This is a genomic window from Streptomyces sp. NPDC038280, assembly GCF_055600045.1.
Map to the genome: position 1 here is coordinate 70,861 of NZ_JBVJYZ010000003.1, position 19,410 is coordinate 90,270.

General features: G+C 72.9%; 19 protein-coding genes. 7 read left to right on the top strand and 12 right to left on the bottom strand.

Annotated features, from left to right (window positions below):
* Positions 1 to 17: 17 nt before the first annotated feature.
* On the bottom strand, positions 18 to 548 hold the full coding sequence (locus ACZ7J0_RS08625; RefSeq protein WP_469119652.1) for a gamma carbonic anhydrase family protein: 531 nt from the start codon (positions 546 to 548) through the stop codon (positions 18 to 20).
* Positions 549 to 710: 162 nt separating this feature from the next.
* Here ACZ7J0_RS08625 and ACZ7J0_RS08630 point away from each other — a divergent pair, with 162 nt between their 5' ends.
* Positions 711 to 1,472 (top strand): acyltransferase, encoded by a 762-nt coding sequence (locus ACZ7J0_RS08630; RefSeq protein ID WP_470885295.1) that lies wholly within the window; start codon positions 711 to 713, stop codon positions 1,470 to 1,472.
* Here ACZ7J0_RS08630 and ACZ7J0_RS08635 read toward each other — a convergent pair whose 3' ends face one another.
* Positions 1,473 to 2,336 (bottom strand): EamA family transporter, encoded by an 864-nt coding sequence (locus ACZ7J0_RS08635; protein WP_470885297.1) that lies wholly within the window; start codon positions 2,334 to 2,336, stop codon positions 1,473 to 1,475.
* 93 nt (positions 2,337 to 2,429) lie between these two features.
* On the opposite strand from ACZ7J0_RS08635, the gene ACZ7J0_RS08640 reads away from it, so the two are divergent.
* A complete protein-coding gene (locus ACZ7J0_RS08640; protein ID WP_470885299.1) occupies positions 2,430 to 3,002 on the top strand; it encodes a helix-turn-helix domain-containing protein in 573 nt (190 codons plus the stop codon).
* Positions 3,003 to 3,120: 118 nt separating this feature from the next.
* On the opposite strand, the gene ACZ7J0_RS08645 is transcribed toward ACZ7J0_RS08640, so the two are convergent.
* From ACZ7J0_RS08645 to ACZ7J0_RS08655, 3 genes are read right to left on the bottom strand one after another with little or no spacing between them, the layout of a single operon-like run.
* The gene (locus ACZ7J0_RS08645; RefSeq protein WP_470885301.1) at positions 3,121 to 4,335 is read right to left on the bottom strand and encodes an MAB_1171c family putative transporter; all 1,215 of its coding nucleotides are present in this window, start codon (positions 4,333 to 4,335) and stop codon (positions 3,121 to 3,123) included.
* A 3-nt stretch (positions 4,336 to 4,338) separates the two neighbouring features.
* Complete coding sequence (locus tag ACZ7J0_RS08650) at positions 4,339 to 4,869, bottom strand: toxin-antitoxin system, toxin component (RefSeq protein WP_470886024.1); 531 nt, start codon at positions 4,867 to 4,869, stop codon at positions 4,339 to 4,341.
* A 32-nt stretch (positions 4,870 to 4,901) separates the two neighbouring features.
* On the bottom strand, positions 4,902 to 5,564 hold the full coding sequence (locus tag ACZ7J0_RS08655) for a helix-turn-helix transcriptional regulator (RefSeq protein WP_470885302.1): 663 nt from the start codon (positions 5,562 to 5,564) through the stop codon (positions 4,902 to 4,904).
* A gap of 262 nt (positions 5,565 to 5,826) precedes the next feature.
* Between ACZ7J0_RS08655 and ACZ7J0_RS08660 the strand changes: the two genes are divergently transcribed.
* On the top strand, positions 5,827 to 6,546 hold the full coding sequence (locus ACZ7J0_RS08660) for an MmyB family transcriptional regulator (RefSeq protein ID WP_470886026.1): 720 nt from the start codon (positions 5,827 to 5,829) through the stop codon (positions 6,544 to 6,546).
* 183 nt (positions 6,547 to 6,729) lie between these two features.
* Here ACZ7J0_RS08660 and ACZ7J0_RS08665 read toward each other — a convergent pair whose 3' ends face one another.
* Complete coding sequence (locus ACZ7J0_RS08665; protein ID WP_470885304.1) at positions 6,730 to 7,152, bottom strand: CoA-binding protein; 423 nt, start codon at positions 7,150 to 7,152, stop codon at positions 6,730 to 6,732.
* 107 nt (positions 7,153 to 7,259) lie between these two features.
* Between ACZ7J0_RS08665 and ACZ7J0_RS08670 the strand changes: the two genes are divergently transcribed.
* The 3 genes from ACZ7J0_RS08670 to ACZ7J0_RS08680 all read left to right on the top strand — a co-directional run bounded on the left by ACZ7J0_RS08670 (position 7,260) and on the right by ACZ7J0_RS08680 (position 12,388).
* On the top strand, positions 7,260 to 7,886 hold the full coding sequence (locus ACZ7J0_RS08670) for a YigZ family protein (protein WP_470885306.1): 627 nt from the start codon (positions 7,260 to 7,262) through the stop codon (positions 7,884 to 7,886).
* Positions 7,887 to 7,970: 84 nt separating this feature from the next.
* A complete protein-coding gene (locus tag ACZ7J0_RS08675; RefSeq protein ID WP_470885308.1) occupies positions 7,971 to 9,137 on the top strand; it encodes an exonuclease SbcCD subunit D in 1,167 nt (388 codons plus the stop codon).
* Positions 9,134 to 12,388: an AAA family ATPase gene (locus ACZ7J0_RS08680; RefSeq protein WP_470885310.1), complete on the top strand. Its 3,255-nt coding sequence runs from the start codon at positions 9,134 to 9,136 to the stop codon at positions 12,386 to 12,388. Before ACZ7J0_RS08675 ends, ACZ7J0_RS08680 begins: the two co-directional genes overlap by 4 nt.
* Here ACZ7J0_RS08680 and ACZ7J0_RS08685 read toward each other — a convergent pair.
* The 3 genes from ACZ7J0_RS08685 to ACZ7J0_RS08695 all read right to left on the bottom strand — a co-directional run bounded on the left by ACZ7J0_RS08685 (position 12,378) and on the right by ACZ7J0_RS08695 (position 14,936).
* Positions 12,378 to 12,824 carry an Lrp/AsnC family transcriptional regulator gene (locus ACZ7J0_RS08685; RefSeq protein ID WP_468707524.1) on the bottom strand — a complete coding sequence of 149 codons (447 nt, stop codon included), beginning with the start codon at positions 12,822 to 12,824 and terminating at the stop codon, positions 12,378 to 12,380. The genes ACZ7J0_RS08680 and ACZ7J0_RS08685 overlap by 11 nt on opposite strands.
* Before the next feature lie 79 nt (positions 12,825 to 12,903).
* Entirely contained in the window at positions 12,904 to 13,695 is a 792-nt protein-coding gene (locus tag ACZ7J0_RS08690; RefSeq protein WP_470885312.1) for an ATP-grasp domain-containing protein, read from the bottom strand.
* A gap of 263 nt (positions 13,696 to 13,958) precedes the next feature.
* Complete coding sequence (locus tag ACZ7J0_RS08695) at positions 13,959 to 14,936, bottom strand: transcriptional regulator (protein WP_470885314.1); 978 nt, start codon at positions 14,934 to 14,936, stop codon at positions 13,959 to 13,961.
* A 59-nt stretch (positions 14,937 to 14,995) separates the two neighbouring features.
* Here ACZ7J0_RS08695 and ACZ7J0_RS08700 point away from each other — a divergent pair, with 59 nt between their 5' ends.
* Positions 14,996 to 16,210 carry an MFS transporter gene (locus tag ACZ7J0_RS08700; protein WP_470885316.1) on the top strand — a complete coding sequence of 405 codons (1,215 nt, stop codon included), beginning with the start codon at positions 14,996 to 14,998 and terminating at the stop codon, positions 16,208 to 16,210.
* A 13-nt stretch (positions 16,211 to 16,223) separates the two neighbouring features.
* On the opposite strand, the gene ACZ7J0_RS08705 is transcribed toward ACZ7J0_RS08700, so the two are convergent.
* Genes ACZ7J0_RS08705 through ACZ7J0_RS08715 form a run of 3 tightly spaced genes read right to left on the bottom strand, consistent with a single transcriptional unit; the run spans position 16,224 to position 19,360 of the window.
* The gene (locus ACZ7J0_RS08705; RefSeq protein ID WP_470885318.1) at positions 16,224 to 17,108 is read right to left on the bottom strand and encodes an ATP-grasp domain-containing protein; all 885 of its coding nucleotides are present in this window, start codon (positions 17,106 to 17,108) and stop codon (positions 16,224 to 16,226) included.
* Positions 17,105 to 18,802, bottom strand: a complete 1,698-nt coding sequence (locus ACZ7J0_RS08710) for a DUF885 domain-containing protein (protein ID WP_470885320.1) — start codon at positions 18,800 to 18,802, stop codon at positions 17,105 to 17,107. Before ACZ7J0_RS08710 ends, ACZ7J0_RS08705 begins: the two co-directional genes overlap by 4 nt.
* A gap of 60 nt (positions 18,803 to 18,862) precedes the next feature.
* Entirely contained in the window at positions 18,863 to 19,360 is a 498-nt protein-coding gene (locus tag ACZ7J0_RS08715) for an Lrp/AsnC family transcriptional regulator (RefSeq protein WP_470885322.1), read from the bottom strand.
* Positions 19,361 to 19,410: the final 50 nt, after the last annotated feature.

Genomic DNA, 19,410 nt, shown 5'->3' on the forward strand with positions numbered 1-19,410 from the left:
CGACCTCCCGAACCGCCTCAGTCCTGGTGCGCGGCCCTGTGGTCGCGGACCAGCCCGAGGTACATCGCGGCGTTGAGCTTGATCCCCTCGCGTTCCTCGTCGGTCAGCTCCCGCCGCACCTTGGCCGGGACGCCGGCGACCAGCGAGCCGGGCGGTACGACCATCCCCTGCGGGACGAGCGCCTGCGCGGCGACCAGCGAACCGGCGCCGATCCGGGCCCCGTTGAGGACCGTGGCGCCCATGCCGATCAGGCAGTCGTCCTCCACCGTGCAGCCGTGCAGGACGGCGTTGTGGCCGACCGAGACGCGCTCACCGACGGTCACCGGGAAGCCGGGGTCGACATGGACGGTGCAGTTGTCCTGGATGTTGGAGTCGGCGCCGAGGACGATCGGGCCGCAGTCGGCGCGCAGCACCGTGTGGTACCAGACGCTCGCACCCGCGGCCATGGTGACCTCGCCGACGACGACGGAGGTCGGCGCGGTGAACGCCTCCGGGTCGATCTTCGGCTCCTTGCCGCCCACGCCGCTGACCAACGCCCGCTCTGCCATCGCTCTGCTCCCTCGGCTCTTCATCTCGTCCGTACGACTGTCGCTGTCCGGTCGCGCCGTACGAACGGTAAGCGACGGGCCGAAACGCCCGGACGTGGGGTGGGGTGAACATCACAGCACGCGGCGCCGATCATCAGCGGCCCCGGCGACTACCGTGTGCGGGTGCCCAAGAACAGGAACGCGTTCTCATCTCTCACCGCCTGGCGGCGCCGGGCTCTCGCCCGTGCCGTGCAGGGCGGCTGGCGATGGGTGCAGGACATGGGCGCCGTCACCGCCGAGCACCCGGGCAAGCTGCGCTTCCGCCGCCTGGGAGCGGGCACGAGGCTGGCGTTCCCACAGGGCACCGTCTTCGGGGAGGCCTGGATCGAGCTCGGCGACCACTGCATCATCGCCGAGCAGGTGACGCTGACGGCGGGGATGATGCCGGACCTCGACCTCGGGCCTGATCCGATCCTGACGCTGGGTCATGGAGTCGTGCTCGGCCGGGGCAGTCATGTCATCGCCGACAGCAAGGTGTCCATCGGCTCGGACACGTACTGCGGGCCGTATGTGTACATCACGTCGACCAACCACAGTTACGACGACCCGCACGAGCCCATCGGTCGCCAGTGGCCGCGCGCGGAGCCGGTGGAGATCGGCCCCGGCTGCTGGCTCGGCACCGGAGCGGTGATCCTTCCCGGAGCCCGGCTGGGCCGCAATGTCGTGGTCGCCGCGGGCGCGGTCGTACGGGGAGAAGTGCCCGACCACTGTGTGGTGGCCGGGGCGCCCGCCCGGGTGGTCCGCAGCTGGGACCCGGAGAAGGGCTGGCAGCCGCCGCTGCGCACCCCGGCCCCGGTGCCGATACCGGACGGTGTCACGCCCGAGCAGCTGGTCGCGCTGGCGGAGCTGGAGTCCCTGGAGTCGATGGAGTCCCAGGAGAGCTGATCAGCCGGTGGCCAGCAGGACGGTCCCCACCAGCGCCAGACCGGCGCCGGCCGCCTGCACGCCCTTCAGTCGCTCCTTGAGCACTCCGCGCGCGGCGAGGGCCGTGACCACCGGATAGAGGTTCGCGAGGACGGCGGCGACCGTGACCGGCCCGTGCTGGGCGGCGACGGAGTACGTGCCGTTCGCGGCGACGTCCGCGAGGCCGACGAAGGCAAGCGCCGGCAGCGCCGACCACATGACCCGAGGGCCGCCCTCGGGCAGTGCCTCGGCGCCGCGCCGCACGGAGACGAACAGCGCGCCACCGCCCACCACGACATTGGTGACGCGCTGGACGAACAGGGCCAGGAAGAGCCCGGTGAGGGTGGTCGAGGCCTCGGAGATCAGCGCCATCACCGAGCCGAAGCCGAAGGCCGCGACGAGCGTCAGCAGCACCGCCCTGCGCCGCACCGGCGCGCCGCGCAGCTCGGGGCCGCCCGCGAGCACCACACCGGCGACGGCCACCCCGATGCCGGCGACCTGGAGCAGCCCGGGCCGGTCACCGATCAGCAGACCGACCGAGACCGGTACGGCCACGCCGATCGAGCCGAGCGGGGAGACCACACCCATCGGGCCGAGCGCCAGCGCCTTGTAGAAGCACAGCATGGCGACCGGGCCGACCGCGCCGGCCGCCACCGCGTACCAGAGCCGCGGCCCGGCCTCGGCCCAGCCGCCGGTGGCGATCACGATGGCACCGAGCACGGCCACGGCGATCAGCTGCGAGGCGACGACGACCGTCAGGGCGGGGATCCGCCGGCTGAGCAGCCCGCCGCCGAAGTCGGCCAGGCCCCACATCAGGCTGGTAACCAGGGCGAACAGTGCTGTCATGGGTGGCCTCGCAGTACAGTGCGGTGAACGGTGGGGTGCACCACACCGTAGTTCAGTTTATTGAACCCTGTCATTTAAAATATTGGACGGAATGTGTCGGACCTGGACCAGCTCACCCAGTCGCTCGCCCGCAATCTGAAGCGATGGCGCCATGAGCGCGGCTTCACCCTGGACGCGCTCGCCGCCAGGGCCGGAGTGAGCCGAGGCATGATCATCCAGATCGAGCAGGCCCGCACCAACCCGAGCGTCGGCACCACCGTGAAGCTCGCCGACGCCCTCGGCGTCTCCATCACGACCCTTCTCGACTACGAACAGGGTCCTCAGGTCCGTCTCGTCCCCGCCGAACAGGCCGTGAGGATGTGGTCGACGCCCGCCGGCAGCCACACCACCCTGCTCGCCGGCACCGAGGCCCGAGGCCCCCTCGAACTCTGGTCCTGGACCCTGATGCCGGGCGAGGGTAGCGCCTCCGACCCCCACCCGGACGGCACGACGGAACTCCTGAACGTCACGTCGGGAGTGCTGAGCCTCGTCGTCGAGGGGGAGACGTACACCGTCCCGACCGGGACGTCCGTGGTCTTCGAGTCCAATGTGCCGCATGCCTACCGCAACGACGGCACGGAGACGGTCGAGATGACGATGGCGGTGTCCATCCCGCCCGTACGCTGAGACGGCAACCCGCCCCCGGCGCACCGCTGTTGGCGGGCAAGGCCTTCGCCGGTCTGCCCGGCGCGGTGGTCCTCGGCGGGCTCGGCGTGGGCTGACTCCCGGCTCCCGGCCGGTGTGATCAGGATCCTGATCCGGTGCGCTCAGGGACGTCGCTCTCCGGCCTGGCCGCCGGCCCCCGGACCGCGGCGACAACGGGTGAATGACGCAAGGCCATCGCCATCCGGACCAGATCCCGCGGCCCCTCCGACGGCTCGAATCCCGGAGGAGACGGATCGGCCGCGCTCATGAGCCTGCCCTCCGGATCGGCGGCCCGGGCACGTACCGCCACCGTCACCATCGCCGCGTCCGCCTCCGCCTGCGCACGGACCGGGTCCGAACCGGCCGCCAGGGCCGCCTCGAAGGCGTCCTGCCGGACCCGGGAGCTGAAGTACGGATACAGCGTCAGCAGGCCGTCGTGGATGTCGGACTCCCGCTGGGTGACCCGCAGTTCACCGGAGGACCACCAGAAGAGGCGTACCCCCCGCGCGTGGTGGGGGCAGGCCGGTGCCAACTCCTGCCACAGCGGCTCGAGCCGGCGGTAGGTGAGCCGCGCGGACCACGCGTCCGCGACCCGCTGGCAGGCCAGCGGCAGACAGAAGCCGACGGCGCTGATCTGGGCACCCGCGGACGCCAGCACCGGCGCGGCGTACGTACTGAGTCCGTCCCAGTCGTGACCGGCCCAGCGGGCGAACACGGCCGAGAACTTGGCCGTCAGATAGGCGATGTTGAAGAGATAGCCGACGACGATGATCACCAGGCCGGTGCGCAGCCAACCGCCGACCCGCCGCGACCACCGCCAGCACAGGATGGTCATCCCGAAGCCGGCGAACGTGAGCGCCACGAGATAGAGCACGATCATCTCGCGGATGTACGGCGTGCGGGCGTAGTACGTGTCCAGGTCCCGCAGCCGTTCCACGGGCGCGTCCCCGAGGAGGAACAGCACCCACAGCACGAGGATCACGACGCTGTAACCGGCGATCCAGCGGCGGGAGACGCGTCGTGTCACCTCCGGCGGGCCGCCGCGCCAGTTGACGATCAGCACCAGGCAGGAGGCGCTGAAGGCGCTCAGCAGCGCGTAGACGAGCGGGGCCGACACATTGGTGATGCCGGTGAGCCTGTTGACCTCCGCGATCGTCGGGGGCGCGGCGAAGAAGAAGACCATCCCGGCCAGCGCGAGCAGCGCGCAGACGGACCGCAGCAGCGGATCACGCCAGGCGCGCGTCAGCGCGGGCAGCTTGAAGGCGAGCGCGATACCCATCACGGCGGCCGGTATGTAGTAGTCCGAACCGTCCATCGCTCAGCCCCGGGGCCCTCTGTACCCCAAGGAGGCCTCGATCCGGCCGGCCAGACCGTCCTGGCGCGCCGGGCCGCGCAGTGTCGAACCGGTCAGCCAGGCACGGCACTTGCTCGCCAGCATCAGCCCGAAGCTCTCCGCGTCATTCTCCTCGTCCTGATCGAAGCGGGTGCGCGCCGCGACCTGCCGTACGGCCACCGAGACGTCGGCGTCGTGCGACAGCAGCCTGGACGCGACCGCCGCGCCCTCCACATGGTGGCTGCAGTGTCCGGCATTCATGTGCCACAACTCATGGCCCAGAATGACCAGTTGGTGGTCGGGAGCCGTGCGCTCCTCGATCACCACGAGATCCTGATCGGCCATGTCCAGCCAGAGCCCACTGGCCGTCGCCGGCGGGAAGGCGGCCATCCGGTACTGGACCGGGCGGCCCCGGCGCCTGCTCATGCCGTCGCACAACGCCCCGTACAGATCGCCCGGCGCGGCCGGCGCCGCAAGAGTGAGTCCCGCGACGAGTTCGTCGCGCAGCCGCCGCATTTCCTTGCCCCTGCTCACTGCTCTCCCCAGGCTCACGACTCGGGCCGTTTGACGCTCTCCAGAAGCATGTCCAGCCACTCCGTCACCTTGTCCCGGTGCTGGTCGGTGGGCAGTTGCGCGGCCCGCCAGGCGATACCGCGCACGCCGTGGTCCTGCAACAGCCGCTCCAGCCGGTCCGCGTCGCGCTCGGCGGCCGGGGGCGCCGCGCGGTCGGAGTCGGCGAGCCGCTGGAGAAGCTCCTGTTCGGTGCGTTGCAGGGCGCCGGCCAGCGCCTCGGGATCCTCGGCGGTCAGGAAACCGGCGTGGACCGTGAAGAACCTCTGGATCGCGTCGCAGTGCTCCATCGTCGGGCGCCGGTCGCCGTTGATGAGCGCGCCCGCCTGCTGGCGGGACATGCCCGCTCCGTCCGCGATCTCCTGCTGGGTGTAGCGGCGGCCGTTGGGCTTGAGCCGGGTGCGGCGCAGAAGGTCGAAACGTTGCAGAAAGCGGGTCTGCAAATCCGGCTCGCCCGCCGACTGGCCGGCGAGGAGCGCCTTGACGACATCAGCGGGCACGCCCGACGCCTCGGAGAGGCGGGTGATGTCGAAGACCTCCGCCGTGGGCAGGGAAAGTTTGCCGGCGAGTTCGGTGACGCGACTGACGGTCGCCGCGAGACGGTCCGTCGCCGTCGACACCGGGAAGCTGTCCGTCACCACTAGCTCTCCTTGTGTCCTGCGCAGCGGGCTTCACGGAGGCTAACGCGACTCTGCCGCAACCGGCCAGACCTTGCCACAGCTGTGGCATTTTCCGCCGTTCATTGAGAGATGAACGGCTGGAAATGCCACGATAGTTGACGTCGTTGTGTCGGCCGTAGCACCATCGCGACGCGGCGTGAGCGTGGTTGCGAGCCCTGGTTCCGATCGTGGCCCGGCCGCCGAAGCGCCTGTGAGTGAGGGCGAGAAGGGTGACGACTGCATGATGCGAGACGCGGTGGCGGGACGCCCGGCCCGTGCCCGGCCGGCCCATCTGGCACTGGCCGCCGACCCCGACGCGGGGGAGTGGCACGACAGCCGACCGAGAGACGCGGAGTACCTGCGGGACTACGCCGCCCTGATGAGCTCCGTCGCCCATCCGTCCGTCCTCTTCGACCACCGCTGGGACGTCGTCCTCACCAACCCGGCCTACGACACCCTCTTCACGGACATCAGTTCGCACCCGACGGCGATGCCGCACGACAACATTTTTCGGTTCGTCCTCTTCCACCCCGACGCCGACACCGTGCTCGCCGAGCGGGAGACCAGCTGGTGCCTGCCGCTGATGGCCCGTCTTGCCTCCAGGCTCGAGACGCACGGGCAGGACCGGGGCCTGCAGGCCATTCGCCGCGACATCGCCGACGACCCGATCATGGACGCGGCCTACCGGCTCGGCCTGCCGCACTGGATCCGGGCGGTCGGCCCCGAGGGCGTGTCCTTCGACGGCTCCGTACGGCCGCTGCAGCACCGGGACCCCGGGTGGGGGCCGACCTGGTGCAGACTCCTCGACGAGACGTCCCGGAGTCTGCGGGACATGGGGTACACGCGGATCACCTTCGTCCCGCGTCCCCCCGGCGCCGACGCCACGGGCGACGCCGGTCCCCGGCACGAGTCGCGGCCCCGCGGCGCCGCGGTCACCCCGCTTCGGGTCGTTCCGGGCCGGTAGGGCCCAGGCGTGCCCGCGGCGGGAGCGGGGGCCGAACCCGGCCCGGCGCCGCCCCCCGCGGCTCCGAGCCCGGTGCCCAGACGCCAGGCTGGACGCCGGACCCGGTGGCGTGAGCTGGTGGCGCGTTGCGGACCCGGCGGGCTCCACGCCCGTCCCCGGCGGCTCCACGCGCCTGACGGGCTCTCAGCCGAGCTGCGGAATCTCGATCGCCGGGCAGACGTCCATGACCATGTCGAGGCCGGCCGCGCGGGTCCTCTCGTACGCCTCGTCGTCGATCACGCCGAGCTGGAACCAGACCGCCTTGGCGCCGACGGCCACCGCCTCGTCGGCCACCGCGCCCGCCAGGTCGCTGTTGACGAACACATCGACGACGTCCACGGGGAAGGGGATCTCGTCGAGCGAGGCGTACCCCCGCTCGCCGTGCACCGTCTCGGCCTTCGGGTGGACCGGCACGATCCGCTTCCCGAAGCGCTGCAGCACGGCCGCGACTCCGTACGCCGCCCGTCGCTGGTTGGACGACAGTCCCACGACGGCCCAGGTCTCCCCTGACTCCGTGAGGATCCTGCGGACGGTGTCCCTCTCCGCGATCCGTGTCTCGCCGCTCACGCTCTGCCTCCCGCTGCTCGCCCGTGTCTCCGACCTCACCAACGTGCGGTGGCCCTGTGGGATTCCCGGCGAGGCCGCGCCTCTCGCCGCCGACGTAGGGTGGCGGGATGCAGGAGCAGTACCGGACGATCGCCCGCGAGGGCGTGCACGAGACCGAGATCAACCGGTCGCGCTTCATCTGCTCGCTCGCGCCCGTGGCGAGCGAGCAGGAGGCGCAGGACTTCGTCGCACGCGTCCGCAAGGAGCACCCGACCGCGTCCCACAACTGCTTCGCGTATGTCGTCGGCGCCGACGCCTCCGTGCAGAAGGCGAGCGACGACGGCGAACCCGGCGGCACCGCCGGCGTACCCATGCTCCAGATGCTGATGCGACGAGAAGTCCGTTATGTCGCAGCTGTCGTGACCCGTTACTACGGCGGCGTGAAGCTCGGAGCAGGGGGACTGATCAGGGCGTACGGCGGCGTCGTCGGCGAGGCCCTCGACGCGCTCGGCACCCTCACACGGCGCCGCTTCCGGCTCGCCACGGTCACGGTCGACCACCAGCGGGCCGGCAAGCTGGAGAACGATCTCCGGGCGACCGGACGCTCCGTGCGTGAGGTGCGTTACGCCGAGGCCGTGACGATCGAGATCGGACTGCCCGACGCCGACGTGGACGTCTTCCGGGCCTGGCTGGCCGATGTCACCGCCGGCACCGCCGGGTTCGAGCTCGGCGGCGAGGCGTACGGCGACGGCTGAGGCGGCCGTCGCGACGGGGGGCCGCAGCGGCGGGATCACCGAAGCCGCACGGGATGTCCGACCCCACCGTTACCCTCAGGGATCATGAGATTCCTGCATACGTCGGACTGGCACCTGGGGCGGTCGTTCCACCGGGTGAGCCTGCTCGACGCCCAGAGCGCGTTCCTCGACCACCTGGTGGCGACGGTCCGCGACCGCGAGGTCGACGCGGTGCTGGTGGCAGGCGATGTCTATGACCGGGCGGTGCCTCCGCTCACCGCCGTGGAGCTGTTCGACACGGCCCTGCACCGACTGGCCGACGTCGGCGTCCCGACCGTCATGATCTCCGGCAACCACGACTCCGCGCGCCGCCTCGGCGTCGGCGCCGGACTGATCGGCCGGGCGGGGATCCACCTGCGGACCGACCCGGCCGGTGTCGGCACCCCGGTCGTCCTCTCCGACGGCCACGGCGACGTGGCCTGCTACGGCCTGCCGTATCTCGAACCCTCCCTCGTACGGGACGAGTTGGGTGCCGCCAAGGCCGGACACGAAGCGGTCCTCGGGGCCGCCATGGACCGGGTCCGCGCCGACCTCGCCGACCGGCCCCCCGGCACGCGTTCCGTCGTCCTCGCCCACGCCTTCGTCGCCGGCGGAGAACCGAGCGACAGCGAGCGCGACATCACCGTCGGCGGCGTCGCGGCCGTCCCCGCGGGCGTCTTCGACGGCGTCGATTACGTGGCCCTCGGCCACCTCCACGGCAGCCAGACCGTCACCGAGCGCGTCCGCTACTCCGGCTCGCCCCTCGCCTACTCCTTCTCCGAGACCACCCACCGCAAGACCATGTGGCTCATCGACCTGGACGCCTCGGGCAGGATCGCCGCCGAGCGTGTCGACTGCCCCGTCCCACGCCCCCTCGCCCGGATCAGCGGCCGCCTCGACGACCTGCTCGCCGACCCCGCGCTCGCGCGCCACGAGGAGTCCTGGATCGAGGCGACCCTCACCGACCCGGTGCGCCCCGCCGAACCCATGGCCCGGCTCACCGAACGCTTCCCCCACACCCTGAACCTCCTCTTCGCCCCCGAACGCACCGACGACGACCCCCTCGCCTCCTACGCGCAGCGCCTGAGGGACCGCAGCGACCGGCAGATCGCCGAGGACTTCGTCGCCCATGTGCGCGGGGGCGCGGGACCCGACAGCGCCGAGCGGGCCGTCCTGTACGGCGCCCTGGACGACGTGCGCGTCGACGCGGCCGAGCGGGAGGTGGCCAGGTGAGACTGCACCGGCTCACCCTGACGGGCTTCGGACCCTTCGGCGGCACCCAGAAGATCGACTTCGACCAGCTGGCATCGGCCGGGCTCTTCCTGCTCCACGGACCCACCGGCGCCGGCAAGACCTCCGTGCTCGACGCCGTTTGCTACGCCCTGTACGGGGCGGTGCCCGGCGCGCGGCAGAGCCCGGGGGCGTCCCTGCGCAGCGACCACGCGCCGGTCGGTACCCCCACCGAGGTCGTCCTCGAACTGACCGTGGGCGAGCGGCGCCTGGAGGTCACTCGCAGCCCCGCTCAGCAGCGCCCGAAGAAGAAGGGCACCGGCTTCACCACCGAGAAGGCACAGAGCCGGCTGCGCGAGTACGACACGGAGAAAGCGGCCTGGCAGGGCCTGAGCCGCTCCCACCAGGAGATCGGCGAGGAGATCACCCAGCTCATCGGGATGAGCCGGGAGCAGTTCTGCCAGGTCGTCCTCCTGCCGCAGGGGGATTTCGCGCGGTTCCTGCGCGCCGACGCCGAGGCGCGGGGCAAGCTCCTCGGGCGGCTCTTCGACACCCGGCGCTTCGCTGCCGTCGAGGAGCGCCTCGCCGATCTCCGGCGCGCGGCGGAGCAGCAGGTCCGGGAGGGGGACGAGCGGCTGCTCGCCCTCGCGCACCGCATGGCCCAGGCGGCCGGGCCGCTGTTCGGCGGCGCCGTCGAACAGCGTCCCGGCGAGCCCGGGCTCGCCGGGTCCGTACTCCAGTGGGCGGCCGTCGCCCGCACGGACGCCCGCGAGGCCCTGGACATCGCCGATTCGGCGCTCACCGCGGCGGAGGGCCGGCAGGGCGCGGCCCGTCGTCGGCTGGACGACGAACGAGAGCTCGCCGGCCTTCAGCAGCGGCACGCCGAGGCCCGCCACCGGCGCGGCGAGCTGGACGCCCGAAAGGCCGAGCGCGACGCCTGGCAGGCCCGCCTCGACCGGTCCCTCAAGGCCGAACGGGTCGTGCCCGCGCTCGATCTGCGTGACGAGGCCGAGCGCGAGCACCGGGAGGCGAGCGAGGCCCACGCCAGGGCCCGGGCCTGCCTGCCGCCCGACCTCGCCGACGCGGGAGTGGAGCGGCTCGCCGCGCTGGAACGCCGGCACCGGCAGGACCTCGGCGGCCTCGAAGCCGCCCGCCGCGCGGAACAGCGCAGCGAGCGCATCACCGAGGAGCGGGCCGACCTGGAGCGCCAGGCCCGCGCCGACGAGGACCTCCTCCAGGACGCGGCCGGGTGGCTGGCGGACTGGGAGACCACCCGCGGTGGCCTCCAGCAGCGCGTCCTCGAAGCCCAGGAGGCGGCCACCCGCGCCGAACACCTCGCCGGCCGCCTCGAACCCGCCCGCCGTCGGCTCACGGCGGCCCGCCGCCGGGACGCCCTCGCCGCGGACGTCGCCACGGCCGAGTCCCGCCTGGCCGACGCCCGCGAACAGGCCAACGCCGCGCACGAGACGTGGCTCGACCTCAAGTCCCGCCGCCTGCGGGGCATCGCCGCCGAACTGGCGGCGGGCCTCGTCGACGGCACCGCCTGCGCGGTCTGCGGATCCCCGGACCACCCGGCACCCGCCCGCACGGAGGCCGGCCACGTGGACCGCGCGGCGGAGGAGGCGGCGTACGAGACCCACACCCGCGCGGCGACGGCGAAGGCCACGGTGGAACGCGAACTCGCGGTGGTGAGGGAGGCGTTGACGACGGCGCGGGCGGAGGTGACGCACGCGGCCCGACCGGACGCCGCGGACGCGACGGCCGGAGGGCGCCCCGGCGCCGAGGCGGTCGCGCGGGAGGCGGGCTCACCGGAGTCCGGGGCGCCGACGGCGGGCGACCCCGACGGGGCTGCGGTCGCGGGCGTGCGGGGCGGCGACGCGGTCGCGCTCGCCGACGCCTCGCGCGGTGAGGCGGACGGCGGTGGGAGGCGCGTACCGGCTCCTCGTCCGGCGGAGGCCGGCGGCGCCGTCGCGAACGCCGAGCCCACCGTCGACGAGCTCGCCGCCGAGGTCGCGCGACTGGAGGAGGCGTATGCCGAGGCGCACGCCATGGCCGCCGGGACGCATGGCGCGCGGGAGGCGCTCGCGCGGGCGGAGCGGGAGTACGAGCGGCGGGTGGCGGCGCAGCGGGAGGCGGAGCGGCGCGTCGCCGCTCGGACCTCGCAGCGGGAGGCCCTCGACCGCGAACAGGCTTCTCTCCGGGAAGAGTTGACGCGAGCCAGAGGACAGGCGAGCAGCGTTGCGGAGCATGCCGCCCTGCTGGAGCGCCGGATCGCGATCCTGGCCGGCGCCGCCGAAGCCGTACGGTCCGTGGAGGTCACCGCCCAGCGCCTCAAGGAGGCGGACGACCGGCTCGCCGACGCGGCCTTCAAAGCCGGTTTCGACACCCCGCGGGCCGCGGCGGACGCCGTCCTCGACGACGCCGTTCGGCGCGATCTCCAGCACCGGCTGGACGCGTGGCAGGCGGAGGCCGCGGCGGTCGCCGACCGGCTCGCCGAACCGGGCACGCGGGCCGCCGCCGAGCGTCCCCCTGCCGACCCCGACGCCGCCCAGGCGGTCCTGGCCTCGGCCGAACGGGCCCTGAGGGACGCCGACTCGGTGCTCGGCTCGGCGCGTGAGCGGTGTGCCGAACTGGCCCGGCTGTCCCGGCAGGCCGAGGCGGAAGCGCGCCGTCTCGGGCCGCTGCGGGCGGAGTACGAGCGGGTGGCCCGGCTGGCGGGCCTCACGGCGGGCACCTCCGCCGAGAACGAACGCAGGATGCGTCTCGAGTCGTACGTCCTCGCGGCCCGCCTCGAACAGGTCGCGGCCGCCGCCACCGCCCGCCTCCAGCGCATGTCCTCGGGCCGCTACACGCTCGTCCACTCCGACGCCCGCGCCGGGGGCAGACGCGCCGGGCTGGGGCTGCACGTGGTGGACGCCTGGACGGGCGTCGAGCGGGACACGGCGACCCTGTCGGGCGGCGAGACGTTCTTCGCCTCGCTCGCGCTGGCGCTGGGCCTCGCCGATGTGGTCACCGACGAGGCGGGCGGGGTCCGGCTGGACACCCTCTTCATCGACGAGGGCTTCGGCAGCCTGGACGACCAGACGCTGGACGAGGTGCTCGACGTGCTCGACTCCCTGCGAGAACGCGACCGCAGCGTCGGCATCGTCAGCCACGTCCCCGACCTGCGACGACGTATCCCCGCGCAGCTGGAGGTGGTCAAGGAGCGGCACGGTTCGTCCGTGCGGCTGCGCACGTCGGCGATCAGCGGCTGATCGACCGGCGCGGCAGCGGGGACGAGTACACGACGCTCGTCGTCACCGAACCCAGCGCCCCGATCTTCCCCGAGATCTCCTCCAGATGACTCATGGAGCGGGCGGCGACCTTGATCACGAAGCAGTCGTCGCCCGTCACATGGTGCGCCTCCAGGATCTCGTGCGTGGTCTCGAGGAGGTCGTGGAACGGCTTGTAGTTGCCGTTCGGATACCGCAGGCGTACGAAGGCCAGGATCGGCAGGCCCAGCCGCTCGTGCTCCACGACGGCGGTGTACCCGGAGATCACCCCGGTCTCCTCCAGCCGCCGCACCCGCTCGGTGACGGCGCTCGCGGACATGGAGACCGTCCGGGCGAGTTCGGCGAAGCTGGCGCGGCCCTGTTCCTGCAGGGCCTCGAGAATGCGCCAGTCGGTGGCGTCCGGTGTATATCCGCTCATGCGTGACAGATAACAGGCGAATCGCCGGTCGATCAAGGGATGTCCCGGGGATCGGACCCGCCGTGGAGGCAGGTCGGGGTCAGCGCACCACGACCGGCACCGGCCGCACGAACGCCGTGTCCGCGGCGCTCACCTCGCTCACGGCGCGCGCCGCCCGCAGCACCACATCGAGCGCCGCGTCGTCGTCACACGCGTAATGTCCGCTCGCCCAGGCGGCGTTGGCCTCGACGACCGCCCACGCGCCGTCCACCCGGCCGACGTCGACCACGACGGCCGACGGCAGCCGCGCCGGGCCGGTGAGCGTCCGCAGACGCCCCGCGAAGTCCAGTACCTCTGCGCGCCGGGGATCACTGCCGAGCGGGGCCACGTCCAGCGCTCCGCTCACCGCGTAACGACTGCCGGTGACGACCTCTCCGTCCAGGAGGAACAGCCGGTACTCCTCCGTGAACGTCACGATGTCGCTCACCAGCACCGGCGCGTCGTCGTCGACCGCGTCGGGGCCCGGCAGGCCGCTGCCGTCCGGGTACACCCTCGCCGGGAAGCTCTTGTCGTTGGGCGGCTTCACGAACGCCGGCCGGCGCAGCGCCCGCGCCTCGGCGAGCGTGGTGAACTCGACGCGGCGGCACGTCAGTTCGCAGGGGAGGGACGCCAGCCAGGACTCGGGCGCCTCCAGCAGTCCGAGCCCGAGGTCACCGGCGACCGCGTCGGCGAACAGCGGCCCGGCGTACAGGGCGGCCCCCGGCGCGCCCTTCGACTCCTCGGGGACACGCCAGTCGCGCAGCGTCCGCACCGGCATCGAACGGCGGACGGCGGCGGCCGCGAGGGCCTGGCCGGTCGCGGTGGTCCTGGGGGAGAGGAAGAGAGTGCGCATGACAGGCAGCGTGCCGTGCCCGGAAGCCCCTGACCACCGGTTTTCCCGTGACCCGGCACCATGGACGGCGCGGCGCCACCCCGGCCCGGCCGTCAACCGGCCGTGATCCGGCGCCATGTGCGGCGCGGGGGTCGGCCGCCGCCCGGCCGTGACCCGGCACCATGTGCGGCGCTGCCCGCCCGGCGTGACCTGGCACCTTGTCCGGCGCTGCCCGGCCATCACCCGGCACTTGTCCGCGCGGCGCCGCTCCCCGGGTACGGCCGTCAGCCGTCCTGCTGTGCCCGGACCAGCATGTGGCCCGCCTCCGTCCGGTAGTACAGCACCGACCGCCCGGCCCGCCGGCGCCGCACCAGACGGGCATTGAGGAGGATCTTCAGATGGCGGCCCACGGACCCCAGGCCCTGCCCGGTCAGCGCCACCAGCTGCGTGGTGCTCTTCGGGGTGTCGAGAAGGACGAGCACACCCGCCCGCGCCGGTCCCAGGAGGGCCCGCAGCCCCTCGGGCGGGGAACCCGCCGAAGACCCCCCGGTCAGCGCGCCCGAGCACGGGTACACCACCGCGTACCTCCGCGACGCCTCCCATGACACCCAGCCGAGATCCGGCGTCACCGGAACGAACAGCAGTCGCGCACCGGTGAGTTCGCGGGGTGGATAGTCCTGCGCACTGACCTGGAGCCTGCTCCCGCCGAGCCAGCGGACCTTCCCGGGACGCATGTCCTCGAGGGCCGCGGCCCAGCCGCCCTGGCTCAACCGGCCCATCCGGGCAACGACATCGGCCTCCATGATGCCCCGGCGGCGGGTCCAGGAGGGCAGTACCGTCTGCGTCCAGACCCACTCCAGGAGGTCCGCCGCACGCTCCGCCAGATCGGACCGGTCCAGCAGCGAGGGCAGGGGCCCGCCCAGCGACACCGCCAGGTCCGCGCGTGCCGTCTCCGCGGGCGTCCGGCGCACCCGGGCCAGCTCCTCGTCGAAGGGCCGCTCGCCCTCGCCGAACGGCGTCGGTGTGAGGAAGTCCGCGTTCCACGCACGGCAGAGCCCGATCCGTACGAGCAGCGCGGCGACGGGATCGGCGGCCAGCCGGTGCCGGTACGTGGGCAGATGGGCGTCGAGCCACGCCCGCTCTCCCGGGTGCGCGGCCGTACCCCGCTCCAGGGTCTTCAGCGCCGCGGCGGCCTCGGCGAGCGGCGAGACGACGAACCGGCTGCCCGCGAGGGTGTCGGCGTTGATCAGCCACAAGCTCATGGTTTCGCCTCCCCGCGAAACAGTAACGCCCCGGCCGGGGGTGCCCCGAGCGTGGAGCGATGCGCACCTATCAAGAGCTTTTCCATACGCGGGAGTTCACACCCTTCTTCGTGACCTCGTCCCTGCAGGTGGCGGCCCAGACGGTGAGCGGTCTGGCGCTCGGCACGCTGATCTTCGCCGAGACCGGCTCGCCGTTGCTGTCCGCCCTGGCCCTCTTCGGCCCCGCCCTCGCCCAGCTGGTCGGCGCGAGCACCCTGCTCTCGGCGGCCGACCGCCTGCCGCCGCGCGCGGCCCTGACCGGCACGGCGGTCCTGTTCGGCCTCGGCACCGCCGCCCAGGCCGTCCCCGGGCTCCCTCTTCCCGCCGTCTTCGCCCTGTTGCTGGTCCTCGGCACGGCGGGTTCGCTGGGCGGGGGAGTGCGCTACGGGCTGCTCGGTGAGATCGTCACCCGCGACGCCTACCTGCTCGGCCGCTCGCTGCTCAACATGTCCGCCGGCGCCTTCCAGATCGGCGGGTTCGCCGCCGGAGGCGTACTCGTGGCCACGCTGTCCCCGCGCGGCACCCTCCTCACCGGCGCCGCGCTCCACCTCGCCGCGGCCGCCGTCGCCCGGTCGGGCCTGTCCAGACGCCCGCCGAGGGCCGGGGGCCTGCCGTCCGTCGCCGAGACCTGGCGAAACAACGCACGGCTCTGGTCCGCCACGCCCCGCCGGTACGTCTACCTCGCCCTCTGGCTGCCCAACGGCCTGATCGTCGGCTGCGAGTCACTCTTCATCCCCTACGCGCCCCGGTACTCCGGCCTGCTCTTCGCCTTCGGCGCGCTCGGCATGCTGGCCGGGGACGTCCTGGCCGGCCGGCTGCTCCCGAAACGATGGCGCCGCCGCCTGGGCACCCCCCTGCATCTGCTCCTGGCCGCCCCGTACCTGACCCTCGCGTTCAGGCCCTCGCCGCCCGTGGCAGTCGCCGTGGTCACGCTCGCCTCGGTCGGGTTCGGCGCGACCCTTCTGCTCCAGGAGCGTCTGATGGCCCTGACTCCCGACGAGTTGAGCGGCCAGGCGCTCGGCCTGCACAGCTCGGGGATGCTCGCGACGCAGGGTGTGAGCGCGGCCGTCGCGGGCGCCGTCGCCCAGCTCACCTCGCCCCCGGCGGCGATGGCCGTCATGGCGACCGCTTCCCTGGCGGTCACCCTGGCACTCGTGCCGGTGCTGAGGACGGGCCCCGCCAGGGAAGGTGCCGCCAGGGAGCCGATGGGCTCACCGGCCCCGCGGGCGCGGTGAGCCGCCGGTCAGGTCATCGACCCGGAGGGCGGCTTCCGGCCCCGAGCAGCGCGGTGAACAGCGCGGCCGCGTCGCTCCCCGCCGGAAGGCCGCTCACCTGACCGTCCCCCACCTCGACGACCCGCCACCGCCCGTCCTGACGCAGGGCCAGGTCCGTGGTCACGAAGCGGCAGCCGAGGCGGCGGACCGCCGGGCGGACCGGGTCGAGCGGCGGGTCGGGACGGCGGTCCGGGGTGTCCGGATGGGCGGTGGTCAGCACCGGTTCGCCGTCCACCCACCACACGCGCGCCTCGCCACCGGCGACGAACGGCTCGTACTCCCGGAGCACCAGGCCACCGGCGAGGGAGTCCTCCTGGAGTTCGAGGAAACGCCGCGCGACCGCGCGGAACCGCTCCTGATCCGCCGTGCGCGGGACGTAACAGGCCTCGTCCCACTCGTGCTTACGGGACTTGACGTAGTCCTTGACGATCGCCGCCCGCGCCGCCAGCCCCTCGGCCAGCGCCGTGAGCGCGGAGTCCTCCACCGGTGCTCCGGCGCGCAATGGCAGCCACACACTGCGGGGCGTCAACGGCTCGAACACCCCGTACCAGCCCGGCAGTTCGTGAGCCCGGCCATATGGCTCCGCCTCGGTGAGCAGGCCGCTGCCGCGTGCCGCGAGGGCCCGCTCGAACTCCCCGTACCGCGCGGCGGGAATCATCCAGCCCCGGTACCAGTACGGCCCCGACCCCCTCGGGACCCGGGCCAGCGCCGTCGCCATGTCCCCGCCGACCAGCGCGTCATGGTCCACCAGCGCGACCGGGGCGCCCGCGGCGCGGACGGCCGCGACCTCCTCCGCGAAGAGGGGGTCGGGCCGTCCGCCGCGCAACGGGTCGGCGCAGAACAGCACCCCGCACGTCACAGCCGCGACAGCTCGTCCACGAGGTCGTCCAGGCCCAGCGGGCCCTGCGAGAGGGCCGCCATGTGCCAGGCCTTCGCGTCGAAGGAGTCGCCGTGCGCCGCGCGCGCCTTCTCCCGGCCCAACAGCCAGGCACGCTCGCCCAGCTTGTAGCCGATCGCCTGCGCCGGCATCGACAGATAGCGGGTCATCTCGCTCTCCACGAAGGCCGGCGGCCGGCTGCTGTGCCGCTGGAAGAACTCCTGCGCCAGCTCCGGTGTCCAGCGCTCGCCCGGATGGAACGGCGAGTCCGCCGGGATCTCCAGCCCCAGATGCATACCGATGTCCACGATCACCCGGCACGCGCGCATCATCTGGCCGTCGAGGTAGCCCAGCCTGCGCTCGGCGTCCGGCAGGAAACCCAGCTCGTCCATGAGCCGCTCCGCGTACAGCGCCCAGCCCTCCGCGTTGGCCGAGACACCGCCGATGGTCGCCTGGTAGCGGGACAGCTGGTCGGCGACGTGCACCCACTGCGCGATCTGGAGGTGATGACCGGGCACACCCTCGTGGTACCAGGTCGACACCAGGTCGTACACCGGGAAGCGGGTCTCGCCGTCGACCGGCAGCCAGGTGCGCCCCGGCCGCGAGAAGTCCTCGGACGGGCCGGTGTAGTACGGGGCGGCGGCCCCGCCGGGAGGGGCGATACGGGACTCCACCACCCGTACCCGCTCGGCGAGTTCGAAGTGGGTGCCGTCCAGTGCCTCGATGGCCTCGTCCATGATGCTCTGCAGCCAGACGCGGACCTCCTCGACGCCCTCGATGTGCGTGCCGTGGACATCGAGGTGCGCGAGGGCCTCCCACGGCCCCGAGCCCGGCAGGATCTTCTCGGCCTCGGTCCTCATCTCGGCCAGGAGGCGGTGGTACTCGGCCCAGCCGTACGCGTACGCCTCGTCGAGTTCCAGGTCGGTGCCGTTGAAGTAGCGCGACCAGCGCTTGTAGCGCTCGCGGCCCACGGTGTCCGGCGCGTCCTTGACGGCCGGGGCGTACACCTCACGCATCCAGTCCCGCAGGGCGGTGACCGCCGCCGTCGCGCCGCGCGCCGCGGTGTCCAGTTCCGCGCGCAGCGACGCCGGGCCGGCCGCCGCGAACTCCTCGAACCAGCCCGGAGCCGTCCCGTCGGAGCCCGCCCACTCGGTGAGCTGCTCGATGAAGGTGGCCGTGGCCCGCGGGCCACCGCGCATCCCGCGCTCCAGGCCCAGGTCGAGCGAGACGCGATAGCCCTCCAGCGCGGCGGGAACCGCGCGCAGCCGCTCGGCGACCGCCGCCCAGTCCTCGTCCGTCTCCGTCGGCATCACCGTGAACACGATCCGGACACTGTGCGCGGGAGACCGCATATTGCTGACCCCGCACAGGCCCTCGTCGGCCTCGTGGATCGCCAGCTCCGCCGTGAGCCGCTCACGCAGCAGCCGACCGCAGCGCCGCTCGGCGTCGCTGTCGGCTCCGGGCTGCCGCTCGGCCTCGTCGAGCCGGGCGAGCGTACGGCGGGCGAGCTCGGCCAGGGCTTCCTGGCCGGCCGGGGTGAAGTCGGGAAGCAGGCCGGCGCTCTTTTGCACTCCCAGGTACGTACCGGTGATCGGGTCGAGCTCGATGAGTGCGTCGACATAGGCGTCGGCGACCTGGCGGGGGAGGAGCAGCGGGCTGCTGGAAAGCTCTGACATGGGGCTCATCCTCGTACGTCGGGCGCCTCCGCGTCATCCTCATGGAGCTCTCATTCGATCTCAGTCGGCTGACATATGAGCGCCCGACGTGGGTGGGAGAAGCGGGCCGCAGTCCCACTGCTGGAAGATCAGACGGGTCTCCACGCGGGCCACCTCGCGCTGCGAGGTGAACTCGTCCAGGACGAGTCGTTGCAGGTCGGCCGGGTCCGCCACGGCCACGTGCACCAGATAGTCGTCCGGGCCGGTGAGATGGAACAGCGCCCGGGACTCCGGGAGGGCGCGGACGCGTTCGACGAACGGACCGATCAGTTCGCGCCGGTGCGGACGCACCTGCACCAGGAGCAGCGCTTCGAGGCCCCGGCCGAGTTTGGCCGGATCCAGTCGTAGCTGGTGTCCGAGGATCACGCCCGTGCGCCGCAGCCGGGCCACCCGGTCCAGGCACGTGGAGGCGGCCACCCCGACCTCCGCGGCCAGCTCCCGGTAGGTGCTCCGGGCGTCGTTCTGCAGAAGGCGAAGAATGTGCAGATCGACCGCGTCCAGTACGACAGAATCAGCCATCCGGCGAACGTAGCACGGGGTTCCACCACTACCTTCCGGTATCCGTTCAG

Coding starts and splice junctions, on each gene's coding strand:
- ACZ7J0_RS08695 (WP_470885314.1), bottom strand. CDS start 14,936: ATGAGCTTGTGGCTGATCAACGCCGACACCCTCGCGGGCAGCCGGTTC.
- ACZ7J0_RS08685 (WP_468707524.1), bottom strand. CDS start 12,824: ATGAGCGGATATACACCGGACGCCACCGACTGGCGCATTCTCGAGGCC.
- ACZ7J0_RS08690 (WP_470885312.1), bottom strand. CDS start 13,695: ATGCGCACTCTCTTCCTCTCCCCCAGGACCACCGCGACCGGCCAGGCC.
- ACZ7J0_RS08660 (WP_470886026.1), top strand. CDS start 5,827: ATGCGAGACGCGGTGGCGGGACGCCCGGCCCGTGCCCGGCCGGCCCAT.
- ACZ7J0_RS08635 (WP_470885297.1), bottom strand. CDS start 2,336: ATGACAGCACTGTTCGCCCTGGTTACCAGCCTGATGTGGGGCCTGGCC.
- ACZ7J0_RS08700 (WP_470885316.1), top strand. CDS start 14,996: ATGCGCACCTATCAAGAGCTTTTCCATACGCGGGAGTTCACACCCTTC.
- ACZ7J0_RS08675 (WP_470885308.1), top strand. CDS start 7,971: ATGAGATTCCTGCATACGTCGGACTGGCACCTGGGGCGGTCGTTCCAC.
- ACZ7J0_RS08650 (WP_470886024.1), bottom strand. CDS start 4,869: ATGCGGCGGCTGCGCGACGAACTCGTCGCGGGACTCACTCTTGCGGCG.
- ACZ7J0_RS08710 (WP_470885320.1), bottom strand. CDS start 18,802: ATGTCAGAGCTTTCCAGCAGCCCGCTGCTCCTCCCCCGCCAGGTCGCC.
- ACZ7J0_RS08625 (WP_469119652.1), bottom strand. CDS start 548: ATGGCAGAGCGGGCGTTGGTCAGCGGCGTGGGCGGCAAGGAGCCGAAG.
- ACZ7J0_RS08670 (WP_470885306.1), top strand. CDS start 7,260: ATGCAGGAGCAGTACCGGACGATCGCCCGCGAGGGCGTGCACGAGACC.
- ACZ7J0_RS08645 (WP_470885301.1), bottom strand. CDS start 4,335: ATGGACGGTTCGGACTACTACATACCGGCCGCCGTGATGGGTATCGCG.
- ACZ7J0_RS08715 (WP_470885322.1), bottom strand. CDS start 19,360: ATGGCTGATTCTGTCGTACTGGACGCGGTCGATCTGCACATTCTTCGC.